At 58.0% G+C, this 25938-nt stretch carries 21 protein-coding genes; 6 read left to right on the plus strand and 15 right to left on the minus strand.

Annotation, left to right across the window (positions count from 1 at the left end; translation table 11 throughout):
- Nucleotides 1-45: 45 nt before the first annotated feature.
- Nucleotides 46-825, plus strand: coding sequence for a response regulator transcription factor (locus B347_RS0105825; RefSeq protein ID WP_019408763.1), 780 nt, complete (start codon nucleotides 46-48; stop codon nucleotides 823-825).
- A gap of 61 nt (nucleotides 826-886) precedes the next feature.
- Here the strand turns inward: B347_RS0105825 and B347_RS0105830 are convergent, their stop codons facing one another.
- From B347_RS0105830 to cpaB, 8 genes are read right to left on the minus strand one after another with little or no spacing between them, the layout of a single operon-like run.
- Entirely contained in the window at nucleotides 887-1153 is a 267-nt protein-coding gene (locus B347_RS0105830; RefSeq protein ID WP_019408764.1) for a DUF3613 domain-containing protein, read from the minus strand.
- A gap of 17 nt (nucleotides 1154-1170) precedes the next feature.
- Nucleotides 1171-1863, minus strand: coding sequence for a tetratricopeptide repeat protein (locus B347_RS0105835; RefSeq protein WP_019408765.1), 693 nt, complete (start codon nucleotides 1861-1863; stop codon nucleotides 1171-1173).
- Nucleotides 1864-1877: 14 nt separating this feature from the next.
- Nucleotides 1878-2762 (minus strand): type II secretion system F family protein, encoded by an 885-nt coding sequence (locus B347_RS0105840; protein ID WP_019408766.1) that lies wholly within the window; start codon nucleotides 2760-2762, stop codon nucleotides 1878-1880.
- Between the two features lies 1 nt (nucleotide 2763).
- Nucleotides 2764-3648, minus strand: coding sequence for a type II secretion system F family protein (locus B347_RS0105845; RefSeq protein ID WP_019408767.1), 885 nt, complete (start codon nucleotides 3646-3648; stop codon nucleotides 2764-2766).
- A 10-nt stretch (nucleotides 3649-3658) separates the two neighbouring features.
- Nucleotides 3659-4933, minus strand: a complete 1275-nt coding sequence (locus tag B347_RS0105850; protein WP_019408768.1) for a CpaF family protein — start codon at nucleotides 4931-4933, stop codon at nucleotides 3659-3661.
- On the minus strand, nucleotides 4930-6129 hold the full coding sequence (locus tag B347_RS0105855) for a protein TadZ (protein ID WP_019408769.1): 1200 nt from the start codon (nucleotides 6127-6129) through the stop codon (nucleotides 4930-4932). The genes B347_RS0105850 and B347_RS0105855 overlap by 4 nt, the downstream gene beginning before the upstream one ends.
- Nucleotides 6126-7352: a type II and III secretion system protein family protein gene (locus B347_RS0105860; protein WP_019408770.1), complete on the minus strand. Its 1227-nt coding sequence runs from the start codon at nucleotides 7350-7352 to the stop codon at nucleotides 6126-6128. The genes B347_RS0105855 and B347_RS0105860 overlap by 4 nt, the downstream gene beginning before the upstream one ends.
- Nucleotides 7353-7378: 26 nt before the next feature.
- Entirely contained in the window at nucleotides 7379-8314 is a 936-nt protein-coding gene (gene cpaB / locus B347_RS0105865; RefSeq protein ID WP_019408771.1) for a Flp pilus assembly protein CpaB, read from the minus strand.
- Between the two features lie 339 nt (nucleotides 8315-8653).
- On the opposite strand from cpaB, the gene B347_RS0105870 reads away from it, so the two are divergent.
- Both B347_RS0105870 and B347_RS0105875 read left to right on the plus strand, forming a co-directional pair.
- Nucleotides 8654-8872 carry a Flp family type IVb pilin gene (locus B347_RS0105870; protein ID WP_019408772.1) on the plus strand — a complete coding sequence of 73 codons (219 nt, stop codon included), beginning with the start codon at nucleotides 8654-8656 and terminating at the stop codon, nucleotides 8870-8872.
- A 20-nt stretch (nucleotides 8873-8892) separates the two neighbouring features.
- Complete coding sequence (locus B347_RS0105875) at nucleotides 8893-9297, plus strand: response regulator (RefSeq protein WP_019408773.1); 405 nt, start codon at nucleotides 8893-8895, stop codon at nucleotides 9295-9297.
- Between the two features lie 126 nt (nucleotides 9298-9423).
- On the opposite strand, the gene B347_RS0105880 is transcribed toward B347_RS0105875, so the two are convergent.
- The 3 genes from B347_RS0105880 to pbpC form a co-directional block, all read right to left on the minus strand.
- Entirely contained in the window at nucleotides 9424-11106 is a 1683-nt protein-coding gene (locus B347_RS0105880; protein ID WP_019408774.1) for a ShlB/FhaC/HecB family hemolysin secretion/activation protein, read from the minus strand.
- A gap of 183 nt (nucleotides 11107-11289) precedes the next feature.
- Nucleotides 11290-12810, minus strand: a complete 1521-nt coding sequence (locus B347_RS0105885; protein ID WP_019408775.1) for a collagen-like triple helix repeat-containing protein — start codon at nucleotides 12808-12810, stop codon at nucleotides 11290-11292.
- Between the two features lie 354 nt (nucleotides 12811-13164).
- On the minus strand, nucleotides 13165-15492 hold the full coding sequence (pbpC, locus tag B347_RS0105890; protein ID WP_019408776.1) for a peptidoglycan glycosyltransferase PbpC: 2328 nt from the start codon (nucleotides 15490-15492) through the stop codon (nucleotides 13165-13167).
- 85 nt (nucleotides 15493-15577) lie between these two features.
- Between pbpC and B347_RS0105895 the strand changes: the two genes are divergently transcribed.
- Nucleotides 15578-15871: a hypothetical protein gene (locus B347_RS0105895; RefSeq protein ID WP_019408777.1), complete on the plus strand. Its 294-nt coding sequence runs from the start codon at nucleotides 15578-15580 to the stop codon at nucleotides 15869-15871.
- A gap of 92 nt (nucleotides 15872-15963) precedes the next feature.
- On the opposite strand, the gene B347_RS0105900 is transcribed toward B347_RS0105895, so the two are convergent.
- The gene (locus tag B347_RS0105900) at nucleotides 15964-20856 is read right to left on the minus strand and encodes an alpha-2-macroglobulin family protein (RefSeq protein WP_019408778.1); all 4893 of its coding nucleotides are present in this window, start codon (nucleotides 20854-20856) and stop codon (nucleotides 15964-15966) included.
- Between the two features lie 267 nt (nucleotides 20857-21123).
- Here B347_RS0105900 and B347_RS0105905 point away from each other — a divergent pair, with 267 nt between their 5' ends.
- Both B347_RS0105905 and B347_RS26540 read left to right on the plus strand, forming a co-directional pair.
- Nucleotides 21124-22473, plus strand: coding sequence for an MATE family efflux transporter (locus B347_RS0105905; RefSeq protein ID WP_019408779.1), 1350 nt, complete (start codon nucleotides 21124-21126; stop codon nucleotides 22471-22473).
- Nucleotides 22449-22628: a hypothetical protein gene (locus B347_RS26540; RefSeq protein WP_157786880.1), complete on the plus strand. Its 180-nt coding sequence runs from the start codon at nucleotides 22449-22451 to the stop codon at nucleotides 22626-22628. The genes B347_RS0105905 and B347_RS26540 overlap by 25 nt, the downstream gene beginning before the upstream one ends.
- Here the strand turns inward: B347_RS26540 and speA are convergent.
- From speA to B347_RS0105925, 3 genes are all read right to left on the minus strand, one after another.
- Nucleotides 22622-24538 carry an arginine decarboxylase gene (speA, locus tag B347_RS0105915; protein WP_019408781.1) on the minus strand — a complete coding sequence of 639 codons (1917 nt, stop codon included), beginning with the start codon at nucleotides 24536-24538 and terminating at the stop codon, nucleotides 22622-22624. The genes B347_RS26540 and speA overlap by 7 nt on opposite strands.
- Before the next feature lie 195 nt (nucleotides 24539-24733).
- On the minus strand, nucleotides 24734-25105 hold the full coding sequence (locus B347_RS0105920) for a translation initiation factor Sui1 (protein ID WP_019408782.1): 372 nt from the start codon (nucleotides 25103-25105) through the stop codon (nucleotides 24734-24736).
- A 298-nt stretch (nucleotides 25106-25403) separates the two neighbouring features.
- Nucleotides 25404-25937: an NUDIX hydrolase gene (locus tag B347_RS0105925; protein WP_019408783.1), complete on the minus strand. Its 534-nt coding sequence runs from the start codon at nucleotides 25935-25937 to the stop codon at nucleotides 25404-25406.
- Nucleotide 25938 lies beyond the last annotated feature (1 nt).

The raw sequence follows: 25938 nt of genomic DNA on the forward strand, positions 1-25938 counted from the left end.
ATGGCAAGGACGCCCTAGATTGGCTTGCCAGGCATGGAGTAACGCGTGAACAAGCTCACCTCTCTTGTAAAAGTACTTGTGGTCGACGACCAACCTTTGATCGTCGAAGAACTCAGCGAATTTCTGGAAAGCAGCGGCTACCGATGTGTGCCTTGCGTCACCAGTCGTGAAGCGATTGCGGCTTTCGTCGCCGATCCCGAGATAGGTCTGGTGTTGTGCGACCTGCACATGCCTGAAATGAACGGCATCGAGTTGACTCAGCACCTGCAAAAAATTGCCGGTAAACGCCGCTTGTTTGAAAGCATCCTGCTGACCGGCCGAGCCGATAAACAGGACGTCATCAAAGCCCTGCGCATTGGTATTGCTGACTACTATCAAAAGCCGGTCGACCTGGACGAATTGCTTGAAGGTATCAAGCGCCAAGATGCGGTATTGCAGGAGCGTAAAAAAACTGAACATCTGGGCCACCTGAATCAGAAAATGCAGTTTCTAGCCGAGTCTATCGACGGCCTTTATCACGACATGGAGTCCGTGTTGCGCCCCGAGCAAAACGTGCCTTCCCCACCTCCTGTACAGGTTCAAGTCGAAGGTGAGATCCCACACATATTCAAACAGCTGTCACCGCGCCAACTGGATGTTGCCAAGCTCGTGGGCAAAGGCCAGACCAACTACCAGATCGCCTGTGACCTGGGCATTACCGAAAACACGGTCAAACTCTACGTGTCGCAAGTATTGCGCCTGACCCACATGAATAACCGCACACAACTGGCCCTCGCGTTATCACCTAGCGCGTCAAGCCAGCAGCATCGGCAATCTACGCATTAGCGCCACTCCCCCCGGAGGCGCTGCTGCAGTCTGCGGCAGCACCTACGGTCAGTTATTCACCTCACTCCTGCTTGGCCTTACCACCTTCACTCTGCTTGTAATACTCAGGGATCGGATGCGTGTAGCTGTCCAGCCAGCGTTGCAGGCTGCGCTCGCGCTCTGCCGAAGTAGCCGTCTGACTCACCGGCGACTGGGCGCGGCCACTGACTTGCAGTTGCAACCAGTTTTCGGTTTCTTGCTGGTTTTTCGACGATGGCCCAGGCTCGATGGCAAAGGCGCCCAACGGCATGACAGCCAACAACAGACCCACGCGAATACTCAACTTCATGGCATACCTCCACCGCATTATTTGATCGCAGCAACCTGGCTGCTGGATGGCCGGGCTTGGGTTTTAAGAGCCTGCGCCCTGCTCTGTGCATCACTCACTTGCTCAGGTGTCAGCCCGGCACGTGTCACCAGTTCGGAGGCCTGTTTCCACTGATCCTGATAAATCAGCAAGGTCACTAAATTCAGTGCCGCCAGTGAGTCCGTCTGCTTGAGTTCCAGGGCAGTCAAAAACTCAAAACGCGCTTCGTTAAGACGCAATTGGTTGAGGTACACCACCCCCAAGTCATTGCGTATCTTGTCATCGGTCGGCGCCATCCGCGCCGCCCGCTCCAGGTACGCCACGGCCTGTGTGTTATCGCCTCGCCCTGCAGCCAACTGACCTAAACCATGCTCACCTTCAGCGGCCAGGCACGTACCCAGCAACCCGCGATACAACGGCTCGGCCTCACTGCGCCCTAACTGGCGATAGATCCGCGCTTTGCGCAACTGCACCTGTGAATAACGCTCCGGCAGGCTTTGCAGGTTGGCCAGGCTGGCGTGCAACTTGCCTTCCTTGGCCATATCGTCTGCCAGGTTCATCGACAGTTCCTGATCGCCACTCAACTTGGCGCAACTGCCTTCGGTTAAGGACAGCCATGGCGGATTGCTCTGGCCTCCGGTCGCGCACCCGCCCAACAGCAACAACACATATACGGCGATGATGGCTTTCATAGACAGACTCCAGGTCAAGAAGTAAACGCGCGTGAGATAGCAACAAAGCTCGGCCCAGCCAAAACGATCATGAGCGCCGGGAACAGAAACGCCATCATCACCACCGACATCTTCGCGGACATTTTGGAGATGTATTCCTCCATACGGGTCATACGCCGATCATCAAGAAGCTCTTTTAGGGTCTGCAACGATTTCATCGCGCCACCCCCCTGCTGAATTAATTGTTGAAGAATCACGCAGGTGTCATTGAACTCATCCACCTGCAGCATGCTCGCGGTTTTGCTCAGTTCCTGGCTCAACTCCAACCCTGAGTCGACGCGAGACAGAATCAGCCGTAACTCGCCGGTGAGTACCGGCAGCAACTGCCGCGCCTCCGAACTGAGCACCCGCAGTGCCTGCTCAACGGCCATGCCTGACTCAAACAAAATGCGCAGCAAGGGGATGAAGGTCGACACCTCTATCGCCACCTCTTCCTGCCGCTTTTTCGCCACGTAAGCCAGCATTCGCTTAGGGATCAGATAGCCCAATGCCAACGCGCACAGCAGCACAACTAACTGGTTGCCCGAGCGCGGAAAGAACACCTCATGTCCTAAAAACACCAGCCCGGCGAACGCGACTGGCGTGCCGATCTGAAACGCCGCAAACAGTGAGCGTTGACTCGCGCTACGCCAACCCACACGGTTAAGCAGCGTCTGGGTTTCGGTGTCTAGTGACACTGAGCGCTGCCCAAATTTGCTGTCACCCAGGGCTCGCATCCAGAGTCGGAGCTTGCTCGGCCCGGTTTTTTCACCGTCCAGCCGTTGCATCACTCGCTGCTGGCGCATACGTTCTTGGACCATGTGGCTGATCAACAACCCCAGAGCGCCGAGCAGCAGAGTTGCGCAAATTAGATAGACCATGTCATACGCTCCGCACCATGCGCCACAGGGCAAAACTGCCCAATAGTTGCAAGCCAACAGCTGTTAGCAACATGTGCTGACCGCCCACGTCATGCCACATTTTGAGCATGTAGCCCGGGTTGGTGAGCATAAAATAGCCAACCACCAGCACCGGCAGCAGGCCCAAAACCCACGCTGTTACACGGGTCTCACCCGTCATGGCTTTTAGCTTGCGGGCTCCTTGTTCGCGCTCACGAATCAGGACCATCAGGTTTGTCAGCAGCTCACTGGCATTGCCGCCATAACGGTGGTTAACCTTCAGCCCGAGGGCGAACATGCGAAATTCGTCGCGCTCATACAGCTCAGCAAAATCGTGTACTGCCTCAGGCAAGCTCACCCCTAACTGCACGTTACGTGACACCCGACTGATGCTGCTTTTAAGCGGTTCATTAGCCGCCTCGATGGCAGTCAATACGGCATCGGACAAGGTGCGGCCCGACTTCAAGCTGCGTACACAGTGATCAAGCAATTGAGGCAGTTGCTCCACCATGCGCCGAACCCTGCGGTGGTAGCGCCAGCTGACAAACAGTTTCAGCACAACGGGTGGCAGCACCACAAACGCAAGCAGGAATACCCAGCCCCCCAGCAGTCCCGCCAACAGCGCAGCCCCCAGCCAAAGGCTCAACCACACGCCCAGGCGCTCCGAAGGGCGACCCAGCCCGGCCTGTAAAAACGCCCGATCCAGCCACGCGATACCTGGCGCTTTTTCAGCCGTTTGCGGCAAGCCTTCGGTCAAGCGGTCCAGCACCCGATGGGTCGCCGGATCACGCAGGGTGCGATAGGCCAAGTTCATCGACATCCCGAACATCAATACACTGATCGTAAAAAGCACTAAGGCGGGAGTCATGTTCAGCCCCTTAGCCGTTGGCATTCAAAATGGGATCGCGGCGTAATTTGTCGCCCGCCGGGTTCTGCGCTTCGCGCATAAAGCCAAAGCCGGTGCGCTTGTCGAGGCGGAACAGCGTGTTGGTGACGTACACATCGTCACGCACACCGACCACCTCCAGCACTTCACTGACACACCGCCGACCGTCCGGCATGCGCGTCAGTTGGATGATCACGTCCAAGGCGGCGCAAATCATTTGGCGCAGGGTTTTTTCTGCCACAGAACGGCCCGTCAAACCGACCAGCGTTTCCAGGCGCAGTAAGGCATCTTGTGCGGTGTTGGCGTGCACCGTACTCATCGAACCATCGTGACCGGTGTTCATCGCGGTCATCACGTCGAGCACCTCCACGCCCCGAATCTCGCCGAGGATTATTCGGTCAGGACGCATCCGCAAAGCGTTGCGAATCAGGTCACTGGATTTGACTTCACCATGCCCTTCGGCATTCGGCGGGCGGGTTTCAAGGCGCACCACGTGCGGGTGGGCCAGTTGCAATTCAGCCACGTCTTCGATGGTCACCAGACGCTCATGCGGGTTGATCAGTTGGCTCAGAATATTGAGCAGCGTGGTTTTACCGGTACCGGTACCGCCGCTGATCAAGATGTTGCAACGCTTGCCCACCGCGTCCTGGAAAAATTCGTAAATCGCCTGATCGATGGTTTGCATCGCCACCAAGTCGCTGCTTTTGAGCATGTCTTTGCGAAACTTACGAATCGACAAACAGGGGCCGTCCAGCGCAATCGGCGGAATGATCGCGTTAACCCGGCTACCATCCGGCAGGCGCGCATCGACCATGGGTGACGACTCATCCAGACGCCGACCGAGCGGCGCCAGAATGCGTTGCATCACCCGCTCAACGTGGTGATCGTCGATAAAACGCAGATCGCTCTGGCTCAAAATCCCCGCACGCTCCACAAACACCCGGTGCGGACCATTCACCAGAATCTCGGTCACAGCCGGGTCGCGAAGCAGCACTTCAAGCGGCCCGAAACCGGTCAGTTCATCGACGATCTCTTCAGCCAGCCGCTCCATCTCATAGCGCGAAATGGCCAGGTGCAGACGCGATACATATTCAGCCACACGATCCGTCACAAACTGCGACAAGGCGTGGCGCGAATCTTCAAGCAGGTTTTTTCCGCTCTCCTCAAGGGCATCAATGATGTAACGGTGCAGTACCAGTTTCAGGCCGTCGTGATCGGCACGCCCATCCTTGTACAAGCCAGAACCGAACAACTGCTCATTGCTCATTTCGACCCCCACAGGCGGTTCAGCCAATGACCGGAACCGTCAGAAGACTGCCCCGGCAACAGCGAACGCTTCGCCAACTGATCACCTATTTTTTTCAATCCCTGACACAGGGACTCGCGCGGTGCCAACTCATACAGCGTCACCGCCTGATTCTTGGCATTGATCCGCAACTCGGGGCTCAGCGGTAACGTGGCCATCACCGGGAAACCAAAACTTTTGGCCAGCGCATCAGCATCCGGGGCAACGCCGCGCAAGTAACGGTCGACCACCAAGGCGGCGTGTTCCAGCTTCATACCCTTGGCACGCCACACGCTGAGCACGTCCAGATTGCGTCGACAATCGAGCACACTCTGATCGGTGTACCAGAGCAATTTGTCGCAATGGCTGACAAAGGTCCGTAAGGCCTCACCGTCCGGTTGCCCCGTGAGGTTCACCACGATGTGTTGAAAGTGCTGACGCAGGGCGCTGAGTAACATGAACAACTCGGCGGCGCTGGTCTGCTCCACCGGCTCATCGTTGGCACTGCTGGCCAGGACGCGCATGCCACCCGGCGCACTGGTAAAAGCACTGTCGATCAAGGTGCTGTCCAGACGACGCAAATGACGCAGGGCATCGCCAAAAAAGAACGAACTTTCTAGGCCCAGCAACGCTAGGCCGTCGCCCCGCGGAACCCCTAAATCTAGAAACAGGGTGTTCTGCCCGCTCTTTTGCACTTCCAATCCCAAGTGGCTGGCGACCAATGCACCATCGGCGTTGCATTGCGCGCTGAACAACACCGTCAAACCACCCAACTCGGTATTCGGCACAGTCGGCGGCAAGCGTTTGCTCAAGCGCCGAACCAACCCGGCCACCTCACTGGAGCGCGAGCCGTAGGCGACAAAGTCTCGCGCCCCGGCACGCATTGCATTTAACACCAACTGGTTATCCATGCCGTCGCCCAACGCGACAATGGCCAGCATCGGTTTGGCTTCCAGCGCACCTTCAATCAACGCGCACTGTGACACCACTTTTTCGCGGTCCAGCCCCACAAACACCAAGCCGGCGAAGGTCACGTCAATCAACGCCAGCAACTCATCCAGGCTACTGTTTCCGGCGCCCACCACTTGCCCCAGCGGCGCCAGCGCACCTTGTAACCACTCAAGGTCCGTGTTGTTGCGCGTCAGCGCGAGAAACGTCTGGCTTAGGCTCTGGCTCATTGGGATAACCCACTACGGCGGTTGAAATTGCCGTTTTCAAGGAAGTACAGGCGATACCAGTTAGGGTCATAATTGCGCAGATTTTCGCCAGGCAGATTAGGCAACTGTGCGTTAGCTGCCAGCGGCTGAACCAAATGCGGGGTCACGATCATCAGCAGTTCTTTGTCTTCGCGGCTGATGTTCGAATCACGGAAGAACGCGCCGAGTACCGGAATGTCGCCAAGCCCCGGAAATTTATTGACCTGCGAACTGTTTCGCGAGCTGATCAAGCCACTGATGACGAAGCTCTCACCATCGCCCAATGAAATGCTGGTATCGGTGCGCCGAATATTCAGCCCCGGCACCGCAGTGCCGGCAATCGTCACCGCATTGGTGTAATCCAGCTCACTGACTTCGGGCGCCACTTTCAGCAAGATCCGATCACGCCCTATTACCGTCGGGGTCAGCGTGAGACGAATACCAAACTCCTTGTACTCGATGGAAACGTTATCGCTGCCACTGCTGGGCACCGGGATAGGCACTTCGCCACCCGCTAGAAACGTTGCACTCTGCCCACTTAATGCGACCAAACTTGGGCGCGCCAAGGTGTAGGCAAAGCCACTGCCTTCCAGCGCATTGATCATGGCTTTGACCCGTCCACCGCCAAAACCAATGTTGAAGTACTTGCCGTTAGCCACCGGCCCACCGGTTATGACGCTCTCGGCATTGCTGATAAATGAGCCCGGTGATCCGAACAGAAAGTCCTTGCCCATGCCGAAAATCGAGGTGCTGGCTTCTTGCAACTTAGTGCGGCTGACTTCAACAAAACGAATATCGGTTTGCACCTGGCTGGGCAATGTCGCATCGGCAGACGGTGGCAATGCGCTGCTGGTAAAGCCTTCAGTGGCTCTGCCTTTGACGAATACCATGCTTTGGCGCGGCGACTTCGAACAGGCAGTCCAGACCATCAGGCTGGTAGTGCCCGGCGCCACACCGGTGAGCAAAAAGTCATTGCTGCCATTGGCATGCACATCGGCAATGCTTGGGTCGCCCACGGCAATGCGCGAAATGCTGACGGGGGAGTTCAGTGCTTGCTGGGCGCCTTGGGCCACTTCCACCACCGCAGGCAACTGCCCAAGCGCGGTGCAATTGTTCGAGGCGGCCAACGCCATTTCAACGGTTAAGCTGCTCAAGACCAATGTCCAGGCAACTCGTTTGTACAGTGCAACGCGACGTTCGCTCATGGTGGACTTCCTTGTAGATCAGGATTTTATTGACCAGGCTGCTTGGCCGCTTGATTGCCGCGAATAATTTCAATACCGCGTGGCCGAGGAACACCGTAATGACCGGGCACCGAGGCTTTTACCGGGTTGACCATGGACAACTGGTTGAACTGATACAGGCTGCGCTTAGCGTTATCGAGATTGCTCGAGGCCTCTTTTTCGCCTGCCCAGTATTTGCTCAGGCGCTGCTCTTGGGCACTGCGCACGGCCAAGCGCAGCGTCCCGGCCTGGGTGGCAAGCATCAGTTGATCCAGCAACGGCTCGGGAACGGCCAGCACTGCGGTCCGGGCAGCGACGCGGCGTTGTGTTTGCTTCAAAGCCTCTTCGGCATTCAGCGGGGGATTGGCCGGTTGGCCGTCGCTGGTCAGGCCCATCTCATCACCCACACTCAACACCCGCACGGCGGGCAGCACCACCTGCGCGGACTGTTGCGGGTTGGCCGTGTCTTGGCGCAAAAACAGAAGAACGTCGACGTAATCGCCTGGTGTTAATTGCCCTGCGGCGCCGATGACTTCGTCAATCGCTACTGCCAGAGCGCGCTCATCAGGACGAATCATTCGCGCCAATGGCCCACCCACTTCAAAACTTTGCTCATTCAGCCACGTACCAGCACTGAGGCTGCGCCAGGGTGTGCGACCCACCGCCTGATCAAGCGAGGAGAAGCTGCCAATCGGTGCTGTGTGCAATTTTTCTACGGTGAGGTCATCGGCTATCAGCGCCACGTGGGGTGGCACATCGCGGGTGAGCACGACCACTAGCTTAAGGGTTTTGTCCTCAACGGCGGCCACACCTTGCTCAACGACCTCTGTGACCGGAACGGCAGCAACCGGCTGTTGCCGGCTTAACACCAGCCCCCAGTAACCGGTGGCAATGGCGCCCACAAACAGCACGCCTGCCAGTATTAAACTACGTCGATTGTTCATAAACACACTCCCCTTCTTCTTGACTGCGCACTGCTGATAAATGACCCGCTCGCACTCAGGCAGTTATGAACAGGCAACGCTGTTACAACCGTTTCGCTATTTGAAAATAGCGCACGCAAATCAAAATGCCATTAGTGGAACTAAAAATCTTTAATACATTCTGATTACCTTGATTCAGCACACATTTTTCCCGGCACTCTTTAGGATTAATACTTTCTGATTAGTTAGTTATTACAGTTGCTGAATCATTAATTATTGCCAATTCTGTAATGGCAAATGGGAACCACGCAGTATCACAATGACGCAGTGCCCTCCCCCGGTGCACCAAGGAGATGTCAGATGTTTTTAAATACTGTTCTTACCGTATATGTCACTACCCAAGTATTCCTGACACGCCAAGCCAAACTGTTTGTTCAACGAACAGAAGGTGCGTCGGGTATTGAATACGCCATTATTGCGGCGATGGTGGCGGTGGTCATTGCTGGGTTATCACCGGCCGTGCAAACAGAGGTCACCAGTATCTTTACCAAGATCACGGCAGGATTGAAAACAGCTTGATTCATGGGTGACTAAGAGTAATGGGCATGCTTCCTTTCTCAACACGCCAACAGTTGCTCTTGGTGGATGACGAAGAAGACGCACTGCTGGAGTTGGCTGAACTGTTGGAGGGCGAGAACTTTTGTTGCTTCACGGCAACATCAGTCACACTCGCCCTTCAACAGTTGACCCAACACCCAGACATTGCACTGGTCATCACCGACCTCCGTATGCCGGAGGAAAGCGGCATTGAGCTGATTCAGCGCCTGCGCAAACACACATCGCGCCAGCATTTACCGGTCATCGTCATATCGGGGCACGCCGACATGAACGATGTCAGTGACCTCTTGCGCTTGCAGGTTCTGGACCTGTTTCGCAAGCCCATCTATCACGTGCGCCTGATTAACACCCTCGACACTCTCTTCCCGATACCCACTGTTTTATAACGCTCCATTCCCCGTTTTATTACCCATAAACTCCCATAAAGGCTGTGATCATTTGATCTGTCACGCGCCTGAATACCTGCACGCAAACACATCAAACGATGACAACCCTGGGAAGTTTAAACAGACTTACAACTGATAACTAAAGCTCAACGTATAGCGTGGCCGACGATTAAAACTGTCCAGTGCCATATCCGACATTGGCTTAGCAACTTCCACTGCAATATTGTAATAACGCTTATCGCCAAAACGCAGCCCAACCGCAGCAGACGACATATCAGAGCCTTTAAGAGGAAGTTCATTGAACCATGTTTTTGCCCTGTCCAAAACGGCATACGGCTGTAACAATTTCACCCACTCGCCTTCGCGGTTAACGCTGTAGTTGAGTTCATACGCAACGCCCCAGCCTTTATCACCGGAGGCCTGATCATCGGGATAACCGCGACCAAAGTTCTGCCCCCCAAAAGCAGCACGCTCACTGTTCGGCAAACTGTCGTCAGTCCAATACAACGCACCCGACATCACACCTTGCCAATTGTCGAAGAAGGTATCGCTTTGCACCCCAGATACGCGCAGACGAAAGAAGTCCAAGTCGTAGCGAGTGCCGGTCAAGTTGCTCTCGGTCTTGGCCCCCATACCATTAATACCTTGGTACACACCGCCACTGACAATACGCAACTGACTGGCCGTGGACGTGCGCCAGTCACCCTCAAAGGCCAGTGCTCGGACATTGGTTTTTTCACTGATACTTTGCGAATACCCGACCACCTCATAGTCGGTCTTGTCGTTGACCCCGTACAAGCGGCCCGCGACGCTTAGCCATTGGTCCGGCGCGACAATTAGCGGGTGGCTGACGCCAATCGAAAAACGATCATTCTCGCGATGGGGCTTGAGCTCAAAGCCATCACTGGTGGCAATGTTGGTGCCCGGATCACTGCGATAACGCGCGCCATACAGGCTCAACTGCGTGCCTTCGGCGTTGAGGTATTGGCTGTAATCGAGACGGTAGTAGTGCTCTTTGTCGTTGCCGGGCGGGAACAATCCGCTCAAGGTCAGTTGCTCGGCCATGGCAGTTTGCGAGTTGCTGCTCACGCCAAACAAGGCCTGGGTACTGCCACGACTGCCTTCCGTCATGCTCATGCTGGTGGTGAAAGGTTTGCGGCTGGCAGTGACATGCAGGGTTGCCGCACCATCCGTGGTGCCCGGCGGAGGCACTTGCGCCTGCAAGGTCACACCCGGAATCCGGCTCATCAGCGTGGCATATCGATCAAAGGTTTTGCGGGTCAACGGGCGCTCACCCTTGAGCTTATCGACCAGTTCATCAATAAATCCTTTGACCCGCCCTACATCGCCATCGACCTTGTAATCACGGATATACCCTTCGACCAACACCACGCGCACCAATCCTTGGTCAAAGTTCTGCGGGGGCAAAAAAGCATACGACAACAAGTAGCCATCGGCTTGGTAACGCTGGGTGATGCTGCGCGTGGCCTCAATCAATTCGGCCAAGGTGATTTCATGCCCCAGTAACGGTTTATACGCCGCGCCCAACTCTTGCAGCGGGTACACCGTACCGCCTTCAATCTGCAATTTACGGATGGTCAGTTTGGTGCCCATCAATAACGGCTGAGATTCAGCGGCACCCGGTTTAGGCAGTTCCAGCGCAGGCGTCTGCGGGCGATAGGCATCCACCGGCAAGTTGGGCGTTGGCAGGGACTGCAGGGTGTCGTTGCTGTTGAGGTAACGCGGAAGGGGTTCGGCACTCACATACGGGGTTAATGCCAAGAGTAAAAAAGGGACGTACGTTCGCATATGACACTCCATGGTCAACTTCAGCGGCTTAACGATCTGGGTCGTCATCTGGCGATGACGCTGTCCAAATAGCAGTCCTACAACCTGGACATGAAAAAAGACGAGAGATCCAAATGAATCTCTCGTCCCAACCAAGCGTAGGCGTTGTAGAAGTGGCCGTCGAACCGGCCAGGTGCAATTTCGTTAGTTTTTCTTGCCCAAGTTGCCTAACCCGCCAAGCACACCCCCAACCAAGCCACCGACCAAACCTGTGCCAGAACTTGCACCTGCACCTGCACCTGCGCCAGCAACAGCCCCTGCCCCGGCGCCAACACCTGCGCCTGAAGGGGTGGTTACTGCGCCGACACCGGCCCCAACACCCACACCTGCTCCAATACCCACACCGCCCAGCAAGCCGCCAACACCCCCTGCACCCTCACCAGAACCGGTGACAGTACCCACAACACCACCGACCGTACTTGCAACACCGCCCAACACGCCGCCCACACCGCCGGCGCCAGTAACGGTGCCCGAGCCACCTGTCACACCACCCAGCAAGCCGCCGCCTGCACCTGCACCACCCACCGCGCCGGTCACGCCACCGAGTAATCCACCAACCCCAGTGCCAGTACCTGTGCCTGTACCCGGCGCCGGATTCACATAACCACCGGCCTTGTCAGCCACACCGCCGACACCGACCAAGACACCCCCGACCAGCGTGGTCACCGGGTTTTGATCACCGACGGTAGTCACCTTATTGCCAAGGCCAGTCACCACACCGCCCACCTTATTCAAGACACCATCCACGGGCGCTCCCAAACCTGTCGCCGTGCCAACTTGACCCGTGGTTTTCTCGACCAGCGAAATCACGGGTACCAGCACCTTGCCATTAACCGTGCCGGTCAATTTGCCCAATTGGCCGCTGGTGATGTCAGTGGTCAAGGTATTACCGATCATGGTGACGGTTGTGCCGACCTTGCCCACCAAGCCGCCAGCCACGCCTGTCACTTTGTCTGTCACGCCACCCACCAACGGGATATGGCTGATGGGTGTGTTGTCGAGCAGGCCACTAACGCCTTGTCCCAGAGAGGACACACCTTTGCCGACATCAGCCACCGCATTGGTTGCGCCAGCAGCAGTGAGGCCCAGCGAGTTTTTATCAGTGCCCAGCGTGCCCAGGCCTTTCAAACCATCGCTGATGGACGTCACTGCATTGCCGGTATTGGTGACTAGGCCTGCGGCCGCCCCCACCACAGGAACGGTAGTGAGCGTGGTGCCCACACCGCTGACGGCCGTGCCAACACCCCCCACTGCTGTGCCGACCTGGCTAACTACCTGGCCGGTGACCAGAGGCGTGTTGCTGGCGCCGTTACCGCCACCGTTGTTTCCGCCGCCGTTATTACCCCCGCCATTGTTGCCACCGCCGTTATTACCGCCACCGTTGTTTCCACCGCCATTGTTGCCACCGCCATTACCGCCACCGTTATTTCCACCGCCATTGTTGCCACCGCCATTACCACCACCGTTGTTTCCACCGCCTGTGCCGCCATCACCACCACCGGTACCACCACCGTCACCACCACCTGTGCCGCCCGTACCGCTGTCAGGCGTGCTCGATTCAACATGACTTTTGGATCCGCCACCGCCGCTATGGCAGCCAGCAAGGCTGACGGTCATCACCAACAGAAGGGCTGTGCTTGTTTTTAACCAAAGTTGAGTGTTCATGATTTATTCCCTTGCACCTGATTCGCCTAAGTTCGAAAGCTCTCTGCTCTAACGTCAGAGATGCGTTCGTCCGTGGCTTCATATCTACGCCGCATCAGGATTAGAACAATTCACAACTTGGTATTAACCCCTTCTATATCCATGGGTTTCAGTTCATTTAATGATTAATACTTTTGGCTCATAAGATTTTAAAAAATCTTATAAATCAATGAGTAAGTTTTTATCATGTTGTGCGCGCACAACTCTTGATCACTAAAGATATAACGCTAATTGATGTGTCTTTTTATGGGGTGGGTGCCTAGCTGTTCTTTGCGAAATACTCCAACAGAGGCACGGCCGACCTGAAGGCCGCCCCTACTCCACCACGCTGAATTCGACCCGGGCTGTTTGCCCGCTTTCGTCGAGTACGCTGAGTTGGTATCGACCGGGGCGATCGAGTGTGGTGTTGAGTGTTTCTTGGTGCCCGCTGTCGCCCAGCGGCGCGCCGTTGAGGAACCACCAGCGACGACCATCCCCCCCCAACGCGGAAAGTTCCAAGCGCAATAAGGCTTGGCTTGCCGCCGGGCGTCGTAGGCGATCGCCTTCGCGCACGCCGACGATCGTCAGGGCTGTCACCGCGTTCAAGGCGGGTGGCGGGCAGTCTGTCGAGGCGGGCGGCAAGCGGGCTTCGCGTCGCTCAACCCGTGGCAACCAAGGTTCAAGCGGTGAAGGCCACACCGCGATTTCGCGCTGTTGGGCGCCAGGGCATTGTGGGCCAACTCGCAGGCCTTGCGGGTCGACCCACAGGGTTTCGCGCAAGCCCACACCCAACGGTTGGTCGGCCGCTAATAGGGTCGGCGGCGTGGTGTGGTCCAGCGTCCAGGCGAAGCGCTGACGGCGGCAATTCGGGTCGCTTTTGCTCAGTGGCTGGCCAAGCGGCCAGCAAATCGCTGCCACCCCAACCGTGCTCGGCACCGGCTGTACCGGGGCGACAATGCCCCGCTGGCTGTCGCGATTACTCACGACATCGTGCACTTGCAGCATCAGCGGCGCAGCCGAGGCCAAGCCAAATTGCCCCGGCACCGGCGTGCCATCGGGGCGACCAATCCAGACGCCTATCAGGTAGCGCGGCCCCACACCAATCGCTAAAGCATCGCGAAAGCCGTAGCTGGTGCCGGTCTTCCACGCCAATGACGGACGCTGTACCAACTCGGCGCTTGGGTCGCGATCAGGTCGCGCCTGCCCACTCAGAATGCGTCGGATAATCCACGCCGAACCCGGTGACAGCATGCGTCGCTCGACCAATTCGTCTTGTGGCTGCAGGCGCAAGTTCGCGCTGTTACCGCCACGGGCCAGCGCGCTGTAGCCGCTAACCAAGTCTTCGAGGCGACTCCCCGCTCCGCCCAAAATCAGCGCCAGATTAGGTTCAGCCAAGGCCGGCAAACTCAGCGACATCCCGCCGTTGCGCAGGTCCGCCGCAAAGCGTTTAGGCCCGTAGGCTTCGAGCAGTTGCACCGCCGGCAGGTTAAGTGACAGTGCCAAGGCCGAACTGGCCGACACCGGACCACTAAAGCCCATCGAGAAGTTGCCCGGCCGGTAATCGCCATAACGACGCGGCACATCTTGCAGCAGCGATTCGGAATGAATCAGCCCCGCGTCCATTGCCATCCCGTACAAAAACGGTTTGAGCGTCGAACCCGGCGAGCGCAGGGCGTTGATCATGTCGACATGGCCAAAGCGCCGCGCATCGTTGATGTCGACCGAGCCTAAATAGGCGCGCACGGCCATGGTTTCAGTTTCGACCACAATGATCGCCGCTGAGGTGTGATCGGGTAACCGGGCGCGCCAGCCCAGCAGCAGGTCTTCAAGGCGACGCTGCAAGCTGGCATCTAATGTGGTGCGAATCAGTGGCGGGCTGTGCGGGCGATTCAAACGCCGCGCCAGCAACGGCGCGAGGCTCGGCTCCAGTCGCGGCGCCAGCAGCAGGGGTTCTTCAAGCGCTTCATCGACCGCAGCCTGCGGCCACACTTGATACTCGGCCAAACGCCGCAGCACTTTATCGCGCGCCGCTTGCGCACGCTCCGGGTGACGGTCGGGGCGCAGGCGACTCGGCGCTTGGGGCAATACCGCCAATAACGCCGCTTCGGAGCGTGTGAGTTGCTGCGGCGACTTGCCCAAATACGCCCAACTGGCCGCCGCCACACCTTGCAAGGTGCCGCCAAAAGGGGCGCGATTGAGGTACAGATTGAGAATCTGATCCTTCGACAAATGCCATTCCAACTGCGCCGTGCGCCACAGCTGACGCAACTTGCCCGGCAACGTTCGCTCATGCGGATCCAGCAAACGGGCGACTTGCATCGACAACGTGCTGCCCCCAGACAACACTCGCCCGCCACTGAGGTTTTGCCAGGCTGCACGGCCCAAGGCCAGCGGGTTAACCCCAGGGTGTTGATAAAACCAGCGGTCTTCGTAGGTCAGCAACGCCTCAAGGTAATACGGCGACACCTCGTCCGTTTGCACCGGGTAACGCCATACGCCATTGGCATCGGCAAAACGCCACAGCGGCGTGCCGTCTTCGGCCAATACCACGCGGGCCAAGTCATCCTTGGGCAGCGGCAAGGGCCAGAGCCGATCGGCCAGCCACAGCAAAGCGACCATCAACAACAGGCCGCTGGTGGTCCACAACACGCTCTTTTTAAGCATTATTCATGACGCAACTTTGCACCCTGTCTGGTTGCCTAAGGGGTATCTCTGGCACAGTGGCCATCTTATTGATCGGGACATCCCCATGCACGTCGAAAGCTTTATTGGAAATCTGGGCCTGTGGTTGGGCACTGTCGTTCGCTGGATCGTCGAAAGCCTAAGCGGCCTGTTCAACATGATTACTCAAGCGGGCAGCAACTTTATCGACGGCATGGCCCGCGCCTTGGGCATGGACACCTCCATCGTCAGCATCGCTGTGCTGGTGCTCGGGCTGCTGTTTTTGTACAACGCCGTGCGCGCCTTTATGCGCGTTTCAATCATCGGCGGCGTGATCTGGCTGCTGCTGGGGCTGTGGGTATTGAGCTGGATTATCCACTGACGCCGTTCACCCTGTAGGAGCTGCCGAAGGCTGCGATCTTTTAAAAGATCAGAAGATCGCAGCCTTCGGCAGCTCCTACAAAGTTGGTTGGGTTAGCGGGCCTTGATCACCATGTCGCCGGGTGTTTCGCCCACGGCCTGCCAGTTGGGCCGGTACATCGACTCCACTTGCGGCGGCGGCACGCGGTAAGTACCCGGCGTGACCGCACGGGCCAGGTACAGCAAGTGCGCAGTGCCATAACCCTCCAGTTTCAGCGCCGCCACGTAACGGTCATCGCGATATTCCTGATGCTGCACGCTGGCATTCTGCATCGATTCGCGCCATTGCTTGACCTCGCTGCTGGCGTTTTCAAGGCTGGCGGCACTTTGTCCAAGGTTCTGGTTTTCCAGCTCCAGACCCGCTGGCAGTAAGTCGACCACCAACGCATCCGGCACGGGCTGCTTGGCCGTCACCGCCACATGCACCAACACCAGATCACCGCTTTTAAGGTTTTTGATATTCAGCGGCTCACCATTCATGCCCAGGTAATCACGGCGAATGCTCATGTTCTCGCCGCCCGCAACCGGGGCCTGCTGTGGGTAACCCGAAATGGTCAACTGTTGATACACCGCGTCGCTGCCTTCATTGCGCAAGGTCAACGGCTGCGCCAACAACGGCCCTTCAAGTTTGAAGCCCGACTGGTTGTTATTCAGCTCGCGGGTTTGATCGCCACTGGTGAGCTGCGCCTTCCAGTTCGACTCCGGCTTGCTCAACAGATCACGCCCAGCCAAGAACAAAGCATTACGCTCCTGAGTCGACAGCCAGCGGCTCTCTGCCAACCTATCTGACAGTTCAAACAGACGCTGCTCGCGTTGGCTGTTCATCAGGTTGTTCTCTTCCAGCAGTGCCAGAATCAGCGCCTGATCACGCAGCGGGCTGCCGTAGTCGCCTAGCCATTGATCGTTTTTGCGCTTGGCTGCCAGCCCCGCGATCAAAGCCTGATCGGCACGTGGTTGGTCGCCCATCTTCTGCAAGGCAATCGACAATTGCACCAGCGGCAAGCCTGAGCGCGCGTCGCTGCGGCGCTCGAAAATGCTGCGCAACGCACCCAGCGGCGCTTGTTGGCTGCGCGCCAATACCAGGGCAGCATAGGCCTGCACGGCAAAACGGGTGTGGTCGAGGTTGTCGCTGTAATCGGCTTCGATCAGGTTGCGCTCTTGCACATAACGCAGCAGCCGTTCGTTGGCCTTTTTCAGCGCCTCGCCAGGTACGGCATAACCTTGGTCACGGGCGCGCAGCAAGAAGTCGGTGATATAGGCGGTCAGCCAATACTCTTCCTCACCGTCTGCGCCCCACAGGCCAAAGCTGCCGTTGTAACGCTGCATGCCCAACAGGCGCTCAATACCGAGTTCAATTTTGCGTTTACGCTCGGCGTCCTCATCCCCTTTAAGCCCCAAGCGCTTGAGCAAGGCCGCATCGGCATACAACGCCGGGTACAGGCCGCTGGTGGTTTGCTCGGAACAACCATACGGATACGCCTTAAGCGCACGAATCTGTTCGCCTAGGTTAAGCGGCGGGCGGCTCGACAAGCTCAACAAGGCTTCGCGCCCGGCTGGCTCAAAGGCCTGCAACTCGCCTTCAGGCAAGTTCCACGGCTGATCCGTGAGCACGGCGCGGTAGTGCTTAAGCATCGCCGGGTACGCTGGGCGCACGCCCAAGGTCCATTCGCGGCTAAACGGCGCCAAGGTTTCGCCCGGCAGGTCCAAGCCGCTCACCGTCACCTTGACCACACCCGTACCAAAACCGCCCGACGCTTTAACCGGAATCTGCAAGGTGCTGCGCTGGCCGGGGCTTAGCGTGACGTTCTGTGTGGCCTCGCCCAGCAGATTAAGCTGGCCGTCCGCGTTCAGTTTTACCTCAAGTTTTTGCGGTTTATCGGTGAGGTTGGACAGGTCCAGCGCTAGCCGGGTCTCATCACCGCCCGCTAAAAAGCGCGGCGCGGCCAACTCGGCCACCAACGGCGCGGCGACCACGGTTTTGGCCTGCACCATGCCGTAGCGGTCATCGGTCCAGGCTTGGGCCATCAGACGCAGCTCGCCGTTAAAGTCCGGAATGTCGACGCTGACTTCACCTTCGCCCTGCGCGTTCAAGGCCACCGGCGTGCTTTGCAGTGCAACGATAGTGACGCTGGTCGCAGGCCGTTTGCCGCCCTTGGCCAATGCCGCATCACCGCCGAACGCCAGGCTGGCCAAACGCCCCTGACCGGCCTCAATCAGTTGCCCATAAATATCCAGTTGGTCGGCGCCATACGCTTTGCGCCCGAACAGGCTGGCGTACGGATCAGGGGTTGGGTAATCGGTGATGTTCAGCACCCCGACATCCACTGCCGCCAACAAAACGTGGGCTTGTTGGGGAATGCTGCCGTCAGCGTTTTTAGCCTGGATTTTCACCGTCAGCGGTTGCTTGGGGCGCATTTTTTCAGGCGCATCGAGGGTTAGCGCCAACTTGCGCTGCGTGCGATCAAGCGGCAAGTGCAGCACGCCGACCGCCCGTTTTGGGGTGATGTTGGTTTTGCGCTCGCCGGGACGAATCACCAGCGCGCTGACATACAAATCGTGCCGTGCCCAGCTCGGGTCGAGCTTGACGTCAAAGGTTTTACCTTCGGCCGGGACTTCGATCTCTTCCCACCACAACGGGCCATCGCTGCCTTCAATCAGCAAATAGCCTTTGCCCGCAGCAGGCGGCGTGACGGTGACTTTAGCCGTGTCGCCATCGCTGTACGCGGCTTTGTCCAGCGCCAGCTTGACTTGGTCAGGACGCACGGCGCCACCTTCGGCGTTGTCCTGAGCGTGATAACCGGCCCAAAAGCGCAGGCTGCTAACCAAGCCGGTTTTCGGGTCTTCAACCTCAACGCGGTACGGGCCCCACTCCACCGGGAAGCTGACCTTGGCGGTTTCTCCTGCCTTCACGTCGACGGTTTCTTCATTGAGGTTCAGAAATTTCTCGTTGTAGTGATAGCTCCAGCCGTCGCTGTCCGAGTAGTTCCAGTAGTAATCGCGGCGCTCGCGCACCAGTCGTACCTTCAGGTTTTCAGCCGCTAGCTTGTTGCCCTGACTGTCGGCCACCAGCAGTTCAAACGCTGCCGGGCCATCGCCATTGGTTTCGGCCCCTTCAAACAACCCGCGCAACCCCGGCAACCGATCCGCAGGCCACACAGGCTGCACCAAGCGCCGAGTAATCGGGCGCCCGCCAGACTCTTGCAAACTTGCCTGCACGATCAGTTGCAGCGGCGACTTGGCCTCGCTCCATTGGCTTTCGATGCTGAGGGTTTCTTTGCCTTCAGCGTTCAACACGCTTTCGTCCAGCTCCAGGTCTTGAGTCAAATCGGGCTCGGTCACCGAGCCAAATTGATAACCCGGCAACGCACTGACCGCCTCGCGCAACGGACGTACATAAACCTGCCCGCTCAAGCGATTGCCAGCAGCCGGGGCGCCATACAGATAGCGACCATTGACGTGAATGTCAGCGGTCTGATCGGGCCTCAGCGGTTTGTCACTGCCTTTAAGCTCCAGCGCCAGACGCTCGGGCAAGAAGTCTTCGACCAAAAACTCATACAACTGCGGCTTGCCGTCGCCCAGATCGAACACCAACTGCCAGCGCCCGGTCGGCGCTTCACCGGCCAAGGGCAACGAGTATTGATAGAAACCGGACGCGTCCGGTTCCCAGACAAACTTGCGGCTGACTTGCGCGTCCGGGCGGCGCACTTCAACGCTTACCGGCTGCGGTTTGACCAGTTTGCCATCACGATCACGCAGCAAGGCATTGAGCAACACCGTTTCACCGGGGCGATACAGGTCACGCGGGCCAAACACAAAAAATTGCAGGGGGTGCGCTTGCGGGCCACCAATGTCGAATTCGGCTAAGTCCAGCGCCGCTGTGTTCAAGCGCAATACACTGGTCTGATCGCCTTGGCGTGCCACCAGTACCTCGGCCTTGGGCGGCAACGCCAGTTCGGCGTGCCCTTGCTTATCGGTTTTGCCTTGGGCCAGCATTTTGCCTTTGCCGTCGAGCAACTCCAGGTCCACATTGGCCAGCGCACTGCCACCTTCCAGCGCTTGGGTGAACACGTCCAGACGCTTCTGATAACGGTGTACGGAAAGACCAATGTCACTGAGGGTGAACAGAGTCGCCGGGGTTGAATAGTTGTAACTGCCCGACGCGGTCATCACTGCCAGGTAAACGCCCGGCTGCTGCAAGGGCTTGATCCCGGAGGTTGGCAGAATCAGGGTTTCGCGGGTATTGCGCGCAGGGTTCAGGTCAAAGCGTGCGCCGTACACAAGATCCGCCATGCTCAGCAGGTCCTTGGCTTCGTAACTTTGCAGGCTGCTGTTGCGGCCCCATTGACTGAGAAATGCCGGCAGCGACTCGGGTTTGACTCGAAAAAATTCAACATCGACTTTATCGACATTCAACGCGATCACCGGCAAGCCTTCAGCCAAACGGCTGGGCAGCAAACTGCCACGGCTGGCAAAGCCGACGGTGGGTTGCAGATCACGGGTTTCGAGGCGGCTCACGTACTCGGCGGCCAGGGTGGCGTCGTTCACGGCGCGCAGGCCGGGGTCGACGGTGAGGATCAATTTGCGCTGGGGTTCGAGATGGCGCAGGCGCAGTTCCATCAAGTTATCCGACAGTTCCCAAGCGCCATCGACCTTGCCCGTTTTGGCGTCGATCAGATGCAATTTGTCGGCGAAATGTTGCTTCGCATCCAGCGGCACCGAAAAGCTCACCGACAGCGTGCTGGCACCGTCCAGTTGCACTTCAGAGACATCCACCACGCTTAACGGGCGTCCGGTGTAGCGCTCGGCCAGCACCTTGAGGTCTTGAACCGGCTTGGCGGCCTGCGCAGTCGCCGCGGGCTTCACAGGCTCGGGCTTGCCGGATGAAGAAGAATCGCAAGCGCTCAGCAGCGCCAGCGCGCAAGCCAGGAACAGTCCTTTGTTAAGCATGGTGTACTCATTGTCGTGGCAGTGAAGGGGCGACTATATAACAGCGTGGCGCGAACGGCTGACGCGCTGGTCAGATTGACCTGGGAATGCGCAATTGGTTCTCGACACCCATTCTGGGAGCGGGCTTGCTCGCGATGCCAACAACTCGATCTGCCTGACGCCCCTCGTCGCCCCAATCGCGGGCAAGCCCGGCTCCCACAGGTTGTAAATCAATACCCGCCCTGGGCAAACATTCGCTCTACAATGCCGGTCCCCAAAGGAGCCTGCATGTCTTTTCTGTTAGCTGATTGGCGCGACCGCGCAACCCATCGCCGGGTGTGGGCGCTGGCAGCGCCGATGATTTTGTCGAACATCTCCGTGCCACTGGTGGCTTTGGTCGACAGCACCGTGATCGGCCATTTGCCCCACGCACACCAACTGGGCGCGGTGGCGGTGGGCGCCAGTCTGTATATCTTCTTGGCCTGGATGATGGGCTTTCTGCGCATGGGCACCACCGGCTTTGCCGCGCAAGCCGCCGGGCGCAATGATGGCAACGCATTACGGCAAATTCTGCTCCAGGGCTTGCTGCTGGCGCTGCTGCTCTCGCTCTTTCTGGGGGCGATTGCGATTCCTTTCAGCGGCGTAGCGTTAAGCGTGATGCAGCCTTCGACCGAGCTGCATGAGCTGACGCTGGACTTCTTTCATACCCGTTTGTTTGGCTTACCGGCGGCCTTGGCCTGTTATGCGTTGGTGGGCTGGTTTTTAGGCGCGCAAAACGCGCGGGCACCTCTGGCGATTTTGCTCACCACCAACCTGATCAATATCGTACTCAACGTGTGGTTTGTCCTCGGGCTGGACTGGGGCGTTGTCGGCTCCGCACGCGCCTCCGTGATTGCCGAATGGAGCGGTGCACTGCTCGGCCTGTGGCTAACGCGTGGCGCATTGCGGGCGTACCCAGGCAAGTTGGTCTGGGCCGCATTGCGCGTTTGGCTCAACTGGAAACCGCTGCTGGGGGTTAACCGCGATATTTTTATCCGCAGCCTGCTGCTGCAATCGGTGTTTTTTGCCATCACGGTGCAAGGCGCGCGCTTGGGGGATGCCACCGTAGCGGCCAATGCGCTGCTGCTCAATGGGTTGCTGCTGACGGCTCACGCACTGGACGGTTTAGCCCACGCGGTAGAAGCGCTGTGCGGGCATGCCATCGGCGCCCGTGATCGCACCGCCTTGCGCCGTTCCATGGTGGTGGCCTGCGGTTGGTCGTTGTTGGCCAGCGTGATGTTTGCCCTGTTGTTTGTGTTCGGCGGGCACCTGTTTATCACGATGCAAACCGACATTGCGAGCGTGCGCGAAACCGCCTTCAAATACTTGCCGTACTTAGCGGTATTGCCGCTGATTGCCGTGTGGAGTTACTTGCTCGACGGGCTGTTTATCGGCGCCACCCGCGCCCGCGAAATGCGCAATGCCATGCTGATCAGCGTCGTTATCGCCTTGCCCGTCGCTTGGGCGCTGCATGGTCATGGCAACCACGGGCTGTGGATAAGTTTTCTGTTGTTTATGGTGCTGCGCAGCGTGGTCCTGTGCCTGTATGCGTGGCGCATGCAGCGCAAGGATCAGTGGTTTTCGAATCCGCTGACGTGATCCAGTACGGGCGCCAGCCAGCGCACGCCAACCCAATGACACGCCTGATGACTTTCGACATGCACCACGACCTAGCAGGCAAAAAAAACGCTGACCAGGGCGATGCACAGGTCAGCGTTGTTCACTCAGCAAGTACGGTGTCGGGCAATCAGTGACTCGACAGGTACGACGAACGCGTCAGGCCCAGACGCAGTGCGTCTAGGTACTGCGTGCGCTCTTTAACCGTGAGCTTGGCGCTGGCTACTTTGTCGCGGTAGTGAGTCATCAACTCCTCCGGCGACAAGTGCACGTAACGCAGCATGTCTTCGATGGTGTCGTGGGTCTCGATGCCGGCGTGGTACACGCTGCCATCGGCGTTCTGGTAGATGTTCACCGAGTCGGTATCACCGAACAGGTTGTGCATATCCCCCAGAATTTCCTGGTAAGCGCCCACCAGGAAGATACCCAGCAAGTAGTCTTCGCCTTCGTTGAGCCCGTGCACCGGCAAGCTGGTTTCGATGCTCTGCTCGTCGACGTATTGCTTTATCTTGCCGTCGGAGTCGCAGGTTAGGTCTTGCAATACGGCACGGCGCAGCGGCTCTTCATCAAGACGGTGCAGCGGCAGAATCGGCAATACCTGGCCAATCGCCCAGGTGTCGGGCAGGCTCTGGAATACCGAGAAGTTGCAGATGTATTTGTCGGCCAGCTTGTCGTTGAGTTCGTCCAGCACTTGGCGGTGCGAACGCTGACGCGCTTTCAACGAGTTGTGCAGGCGGCGGCACACGGCGAAGTAGCATTGCTCGGCCAGGGCTTTTTCCGACAAGGTGATTTTGCCGTCAGCGTACTGGGTGGCCACGTCGCTCATGTAGTGCGTCGCGCGCCAGTAGGTTTCGGTGACCATTTCAATGTCGGTCGGACCTAGCAGGTCCACCAGCCATTGCACGGTCTCGGGCAGGTTTTCCTTGTTTTCGATCACTGGCACGTCGTCGTTGTGTTTCTCGACGTCGGTCACTTGCACCACCAGCATGGCGTGGTGCGCGGTCAGGGAGCGGCCGCTTTCCGAGAAGATGTGCGGGTGCGGCAGGCCTTGCGCGTCGCAGAACTCTTTGAGCATGCCGACCACAACACCGGCGTAGTCGTCCATGTCGTAGTTGATCGAGCTGGCATTGCGCGAGTGGGTGCCGTCGTAGTCAACGCCCAGACCGCCGCCCACATCGATGTGGTCAACCGGTAGGCCGAGGTTGCGCAGTTCGCCGTAATAACGAATCGCTTCTTTAAAGCCGTGCTGGTAGTCCGCCAGGTTGGCGATCTGCGAACCCATGTGGAAGTGCAGCAGGCGAATACCCTGATCCAGACCGGCTTCACGGAAGCGCTCAACCACGGACAGCAATTGCGCTGCCGACAAACCGAACTTGGATTTTTCGCCGCCGGTGTCAGCCCATTTGCTCGACGCCAAAGACGACAGGCGCACGCGCAGGCCAACCTGTGGCTTAACCTTGAGCGAGGCCGCCTCTTCGATCACCAAGTCCACTTCGGACTCTTTCTCGATCACGATGAACACGTTGTGACCCAGCTTCTGGCCCATCAGTGCCAGACGAATGAATTCACGGTCCTTGTAACCGTTGCAGACGATGGTGCCGCCTTTCGGCGCCAGCGCCAGCACGGCCAGCAGCTCAGGCTTGGAGCCGGCTTCAAGGCCAATCGACACGTCTTGGGTGGCGATGATGTTCTCGATCACCGCTTCTTGCTGGTTCACCTTGATGGGGTACAGCGCGGTGTACTTGCTTTGGTATTCCAAGCGTTCGATGTTGGTATCGAAAGCGCCGGTCAGTTGGCGCACTCGATCTTGCAAAATATCTGGAAAACGCACCAGCAATGGCAAGGACAAGCCACTTTTGCGCAGTTCGTCGACTTGCTCGTACAGATCGATGGGCGAGCTGTTCGGGCCGTTCGGACGGACTTCAACGCGACCGGCTTCATTGATCGCGAAATACCCGGCCCCCCAATGGCGAATCCCGTAAACACTGCGGCTGTCCGCAACTGTCCATTGGCTGCCATCGTCTTTGCGTGTGCGTCGTACGGACATCGAAGTCCCCTATATATAAGTCAAATAGCCCAACCTGAGAGCAGGCAGGCGCAGTCTAAAGAGTGAAAGTGACGTTTAGTCTGCACAGGGGTAGACCCTGACAACGGCGCCGAGTTTAGAAACCCGCGATAACAGGCTCTGTGAAAACCATGGCGAGCGACAAAACACGCCCAGCGGTGGTTTTCACAGAGGCTGCTAGCCGCCGGATTTTTTGGCTTTGAAACCGTGCTTGACCAGCTCTGCCAACAGCAGTTCTACGTGGTCGCCCTGGATCTCGATGATGCCGTCTTTCAACGCACCGCCTGTGCCACAGCGTTTTTTTAACGCGGTGGCCAGTTCTTTGAGGGCCTCTTCGGCTAACGGCACGCCCGTAATGGTCGTGACCGTCTTGCCGCCACGGCCTTTGCTTTCACGGCGCACGCGGGCAATGCCATCACCGGCAGGGATCAGGGTTTGTTTGCAGGTACAGGCGTCTACTGGCTGACGACAGTCTGGACAGTGACGACCTGCGTCGGTGGAAAATACCAAGCCACCCAGGGCGGCGAAGGATGCGGCTTTTTTGGCCACCGGCAATCCTCATATGGAGGACAAAGAATTGGCCGGTGCATGACGCTGTTGCGCCAAGGTGTACCGACCGCGAAGCCCCACTCTGGCAGGGGCAGCGCAACTCAGGCGGGAAAAGCGCCTGAGCCTGAAAAAGGTCGCGCAGTGTAACGACAAAATGGCCGCTGCCCAATAGCCAATCAGCGCAAAAAACATCTAAATCCTGTCGCCGCTGCCGCAGGCTGCGATAAGGGCCGCAGGACCTTCGCTTTCATTTTAAAGGCGGGGCTGCTACGCAACCGATGGCAGCCTGCGGCAGCGGCTACAACGTTTCCAGATAACGCCTCAGGGCATCCAGTGAGTCCGGGCAAAAAGGCTGTTGCTCGCTTAGGCGCAACGCCTCAGCCACCGATATAAACACGGCGTGCTGAACTTCTTCCGGCTGCACCTGCAACGGGCCGTCCCAGACGCCTGAAAAAACACCGCACCACAGGTGGTTTTGCGGGCCTTCAAAGTAGAACCGCTCGTGAGCGGTCAATGGGATACCACTCACACCCAGCTCTTCTGCCAGTTCACGGGCCGCCGACTCGGCATACGTTTCGTTGGCGCCGACCATACCGCCCGCCGCCACGTCCCAAAACCCCGGGTACAGCGCTTTGCTGAGGGTGCGTTGGTGTACGCACAGTTCACCGGCAGAGTTGAATAACAGAATAAAAGTGCCGCGCCCGATCAGGCCTTTTTCACGCAGCTGATGCCGAGGCATTGCCCCGAGCACGCGATCATCGCGATCCACCCAGGCAACCTGTTCGACATCTGAGGCCGCACGGTGTGCGGCCTCAAGCGCTGAAATAGCCATC

The organism is Pseudomonas psychrophila HA-4 (assembly GCF_000282975.1).
GTDB classification, from domain to species: Bacteria; Pseudomonadota; Gammaproteobacteria; order Pseudomonadales; family Pseudomonadaceae; genus Aquipseudomonas; species Aquipseudomonas psychrophila_A.

Excerpts from the sequence above, each read along its gene's own strand:
- B347_RS0105870 (WP_019408772.1), top strand. The coding sequence starts at position 8,654 with ATGTTTTTAAATACTGTTCTTACCGTATATGTCACTACCCAAGTATTC.
- cpaB (WP_019408771.1), bottom strand. The coding sequence starts at position 8,314 with ATGAACAATCGACGTAGTTTAATACTGGCAGGCGTGCTGTTTGTGGGC.
- B347_RS0105925 (WP_019408783.1), bottom strand. The coding sequence starts at position 25,937 with ATGGCTATTTCAGCGCTTGAGGCCGCACACCGTGCGGCCTCAGATGTC.
- B347_RS0105845 (WP_019408767.1), bottom strand. The coding sequence starts at position 3,648 with ATGACTCCCGCCTTAGTGCTTTTTACGATCAGTGTATTGATGTTCGGG.
- B347_RS0105895 (WP_019408777.1), top strand. The coding sequence starts at position 15,578 with ATGCACGTCGAAAGCTTTATTGGAAATCTGGGCCTGTGGTTGGGCACT.
- B347_RS0105850 (WP_019408768.1), bottom strand. The coding sequence starts at position 4,933 with ATGAGCAATGAGCAGTTGTTCGGTTCTGGCTTGTACAAGGATGGGCGT.
- B347_RS0105875 (WP_019408773.1), top strand. The coding sequence starts at position 8,893 with ATGGGCATGCTTCCTTTCTCAACACGCCAACAGTTGCTCTTGGTGGAT.
- B347_RS0105900 (WP_019408778.1), bottom strand. The coding sequence starts at position 20,856 with ATGCTTAACAAAGGACTGTTCCTGGCTTGCGCGCTGGCGCTGCTGAGC.
- B347_RS0105880 (WP_019408774.1), bottom strand. The coding sequence starts at position 11,106 with ATGCGAACGTACGTCCCTTTTTTACTCTTGGCATTAACCCCGTATGTG.
- B347_RS0105835 (WP_019408765.1), bottom strand. The coding sequence starts at position 1,863 with ATGAAAGCCATCATCGCCGTATATGTGTTGTTGCTGTTGGGCGGGTGC.
- B347_RS0105905 (WP_019408779.1), top strand. The coding sequence starts at position 21,124 with ATGTCTTTTCTGTTAGCTGATTGGCGCGACCGCGCAACCCATCGCCGG.
- pbpC (WP_019408776.1), bottom strand. The coding sequence starts at position 15,492 with ATGCTTAAAAAGAGCGTGTTGTGGACCACCAGCGGCCTGTTGTTGATG.
- B347_RS0105860 (WP_019408770.1), bottom strand. The coding sequence starts at position 7,352 with ATGAGCGAACGTCGCGTTGCACTGTACAAACGAGTTGCCTGGACATTG.
- B347_RS0105885 (WP_019408775.1), bottom strand. The coding sequence starts at position 12,810 with ATGAACACTCAACTTTGGTTAAAAACAAGCACAGCCCTTCTGTTGGTG.
- speA (WP_019408781.1), bottom strand. The coding sequence starts at position 24,538 with ATGTCCGTACGACGCACACGCAAAGACGATGGCAGCCAATGGACAGTT.
- B347_RS0105830 (WP_019408764.1), bottom strand. The coding sequence starts at position 1,153 with ATGAAGTTGAGTATTCGCGTGGGTCTGTTGTTGGCTGTCATGCCGTTG.
- B347_RS0105840 (WP_019408766.1), bottom strand. The coding sequence starts at position 2,762 with ATGGTCTATCTAATTTGCGCAACTCTGCTGCTCGGCGCTCTGGGGTTG.
- B347_RS0105855 (WP_019408769.1), bottom strand. The coding sequence starts at position 6,129 with ATGAGCCAGAGCCTAAGCCAGACGTTTCTCGCGCTGACGCGCAACAAC.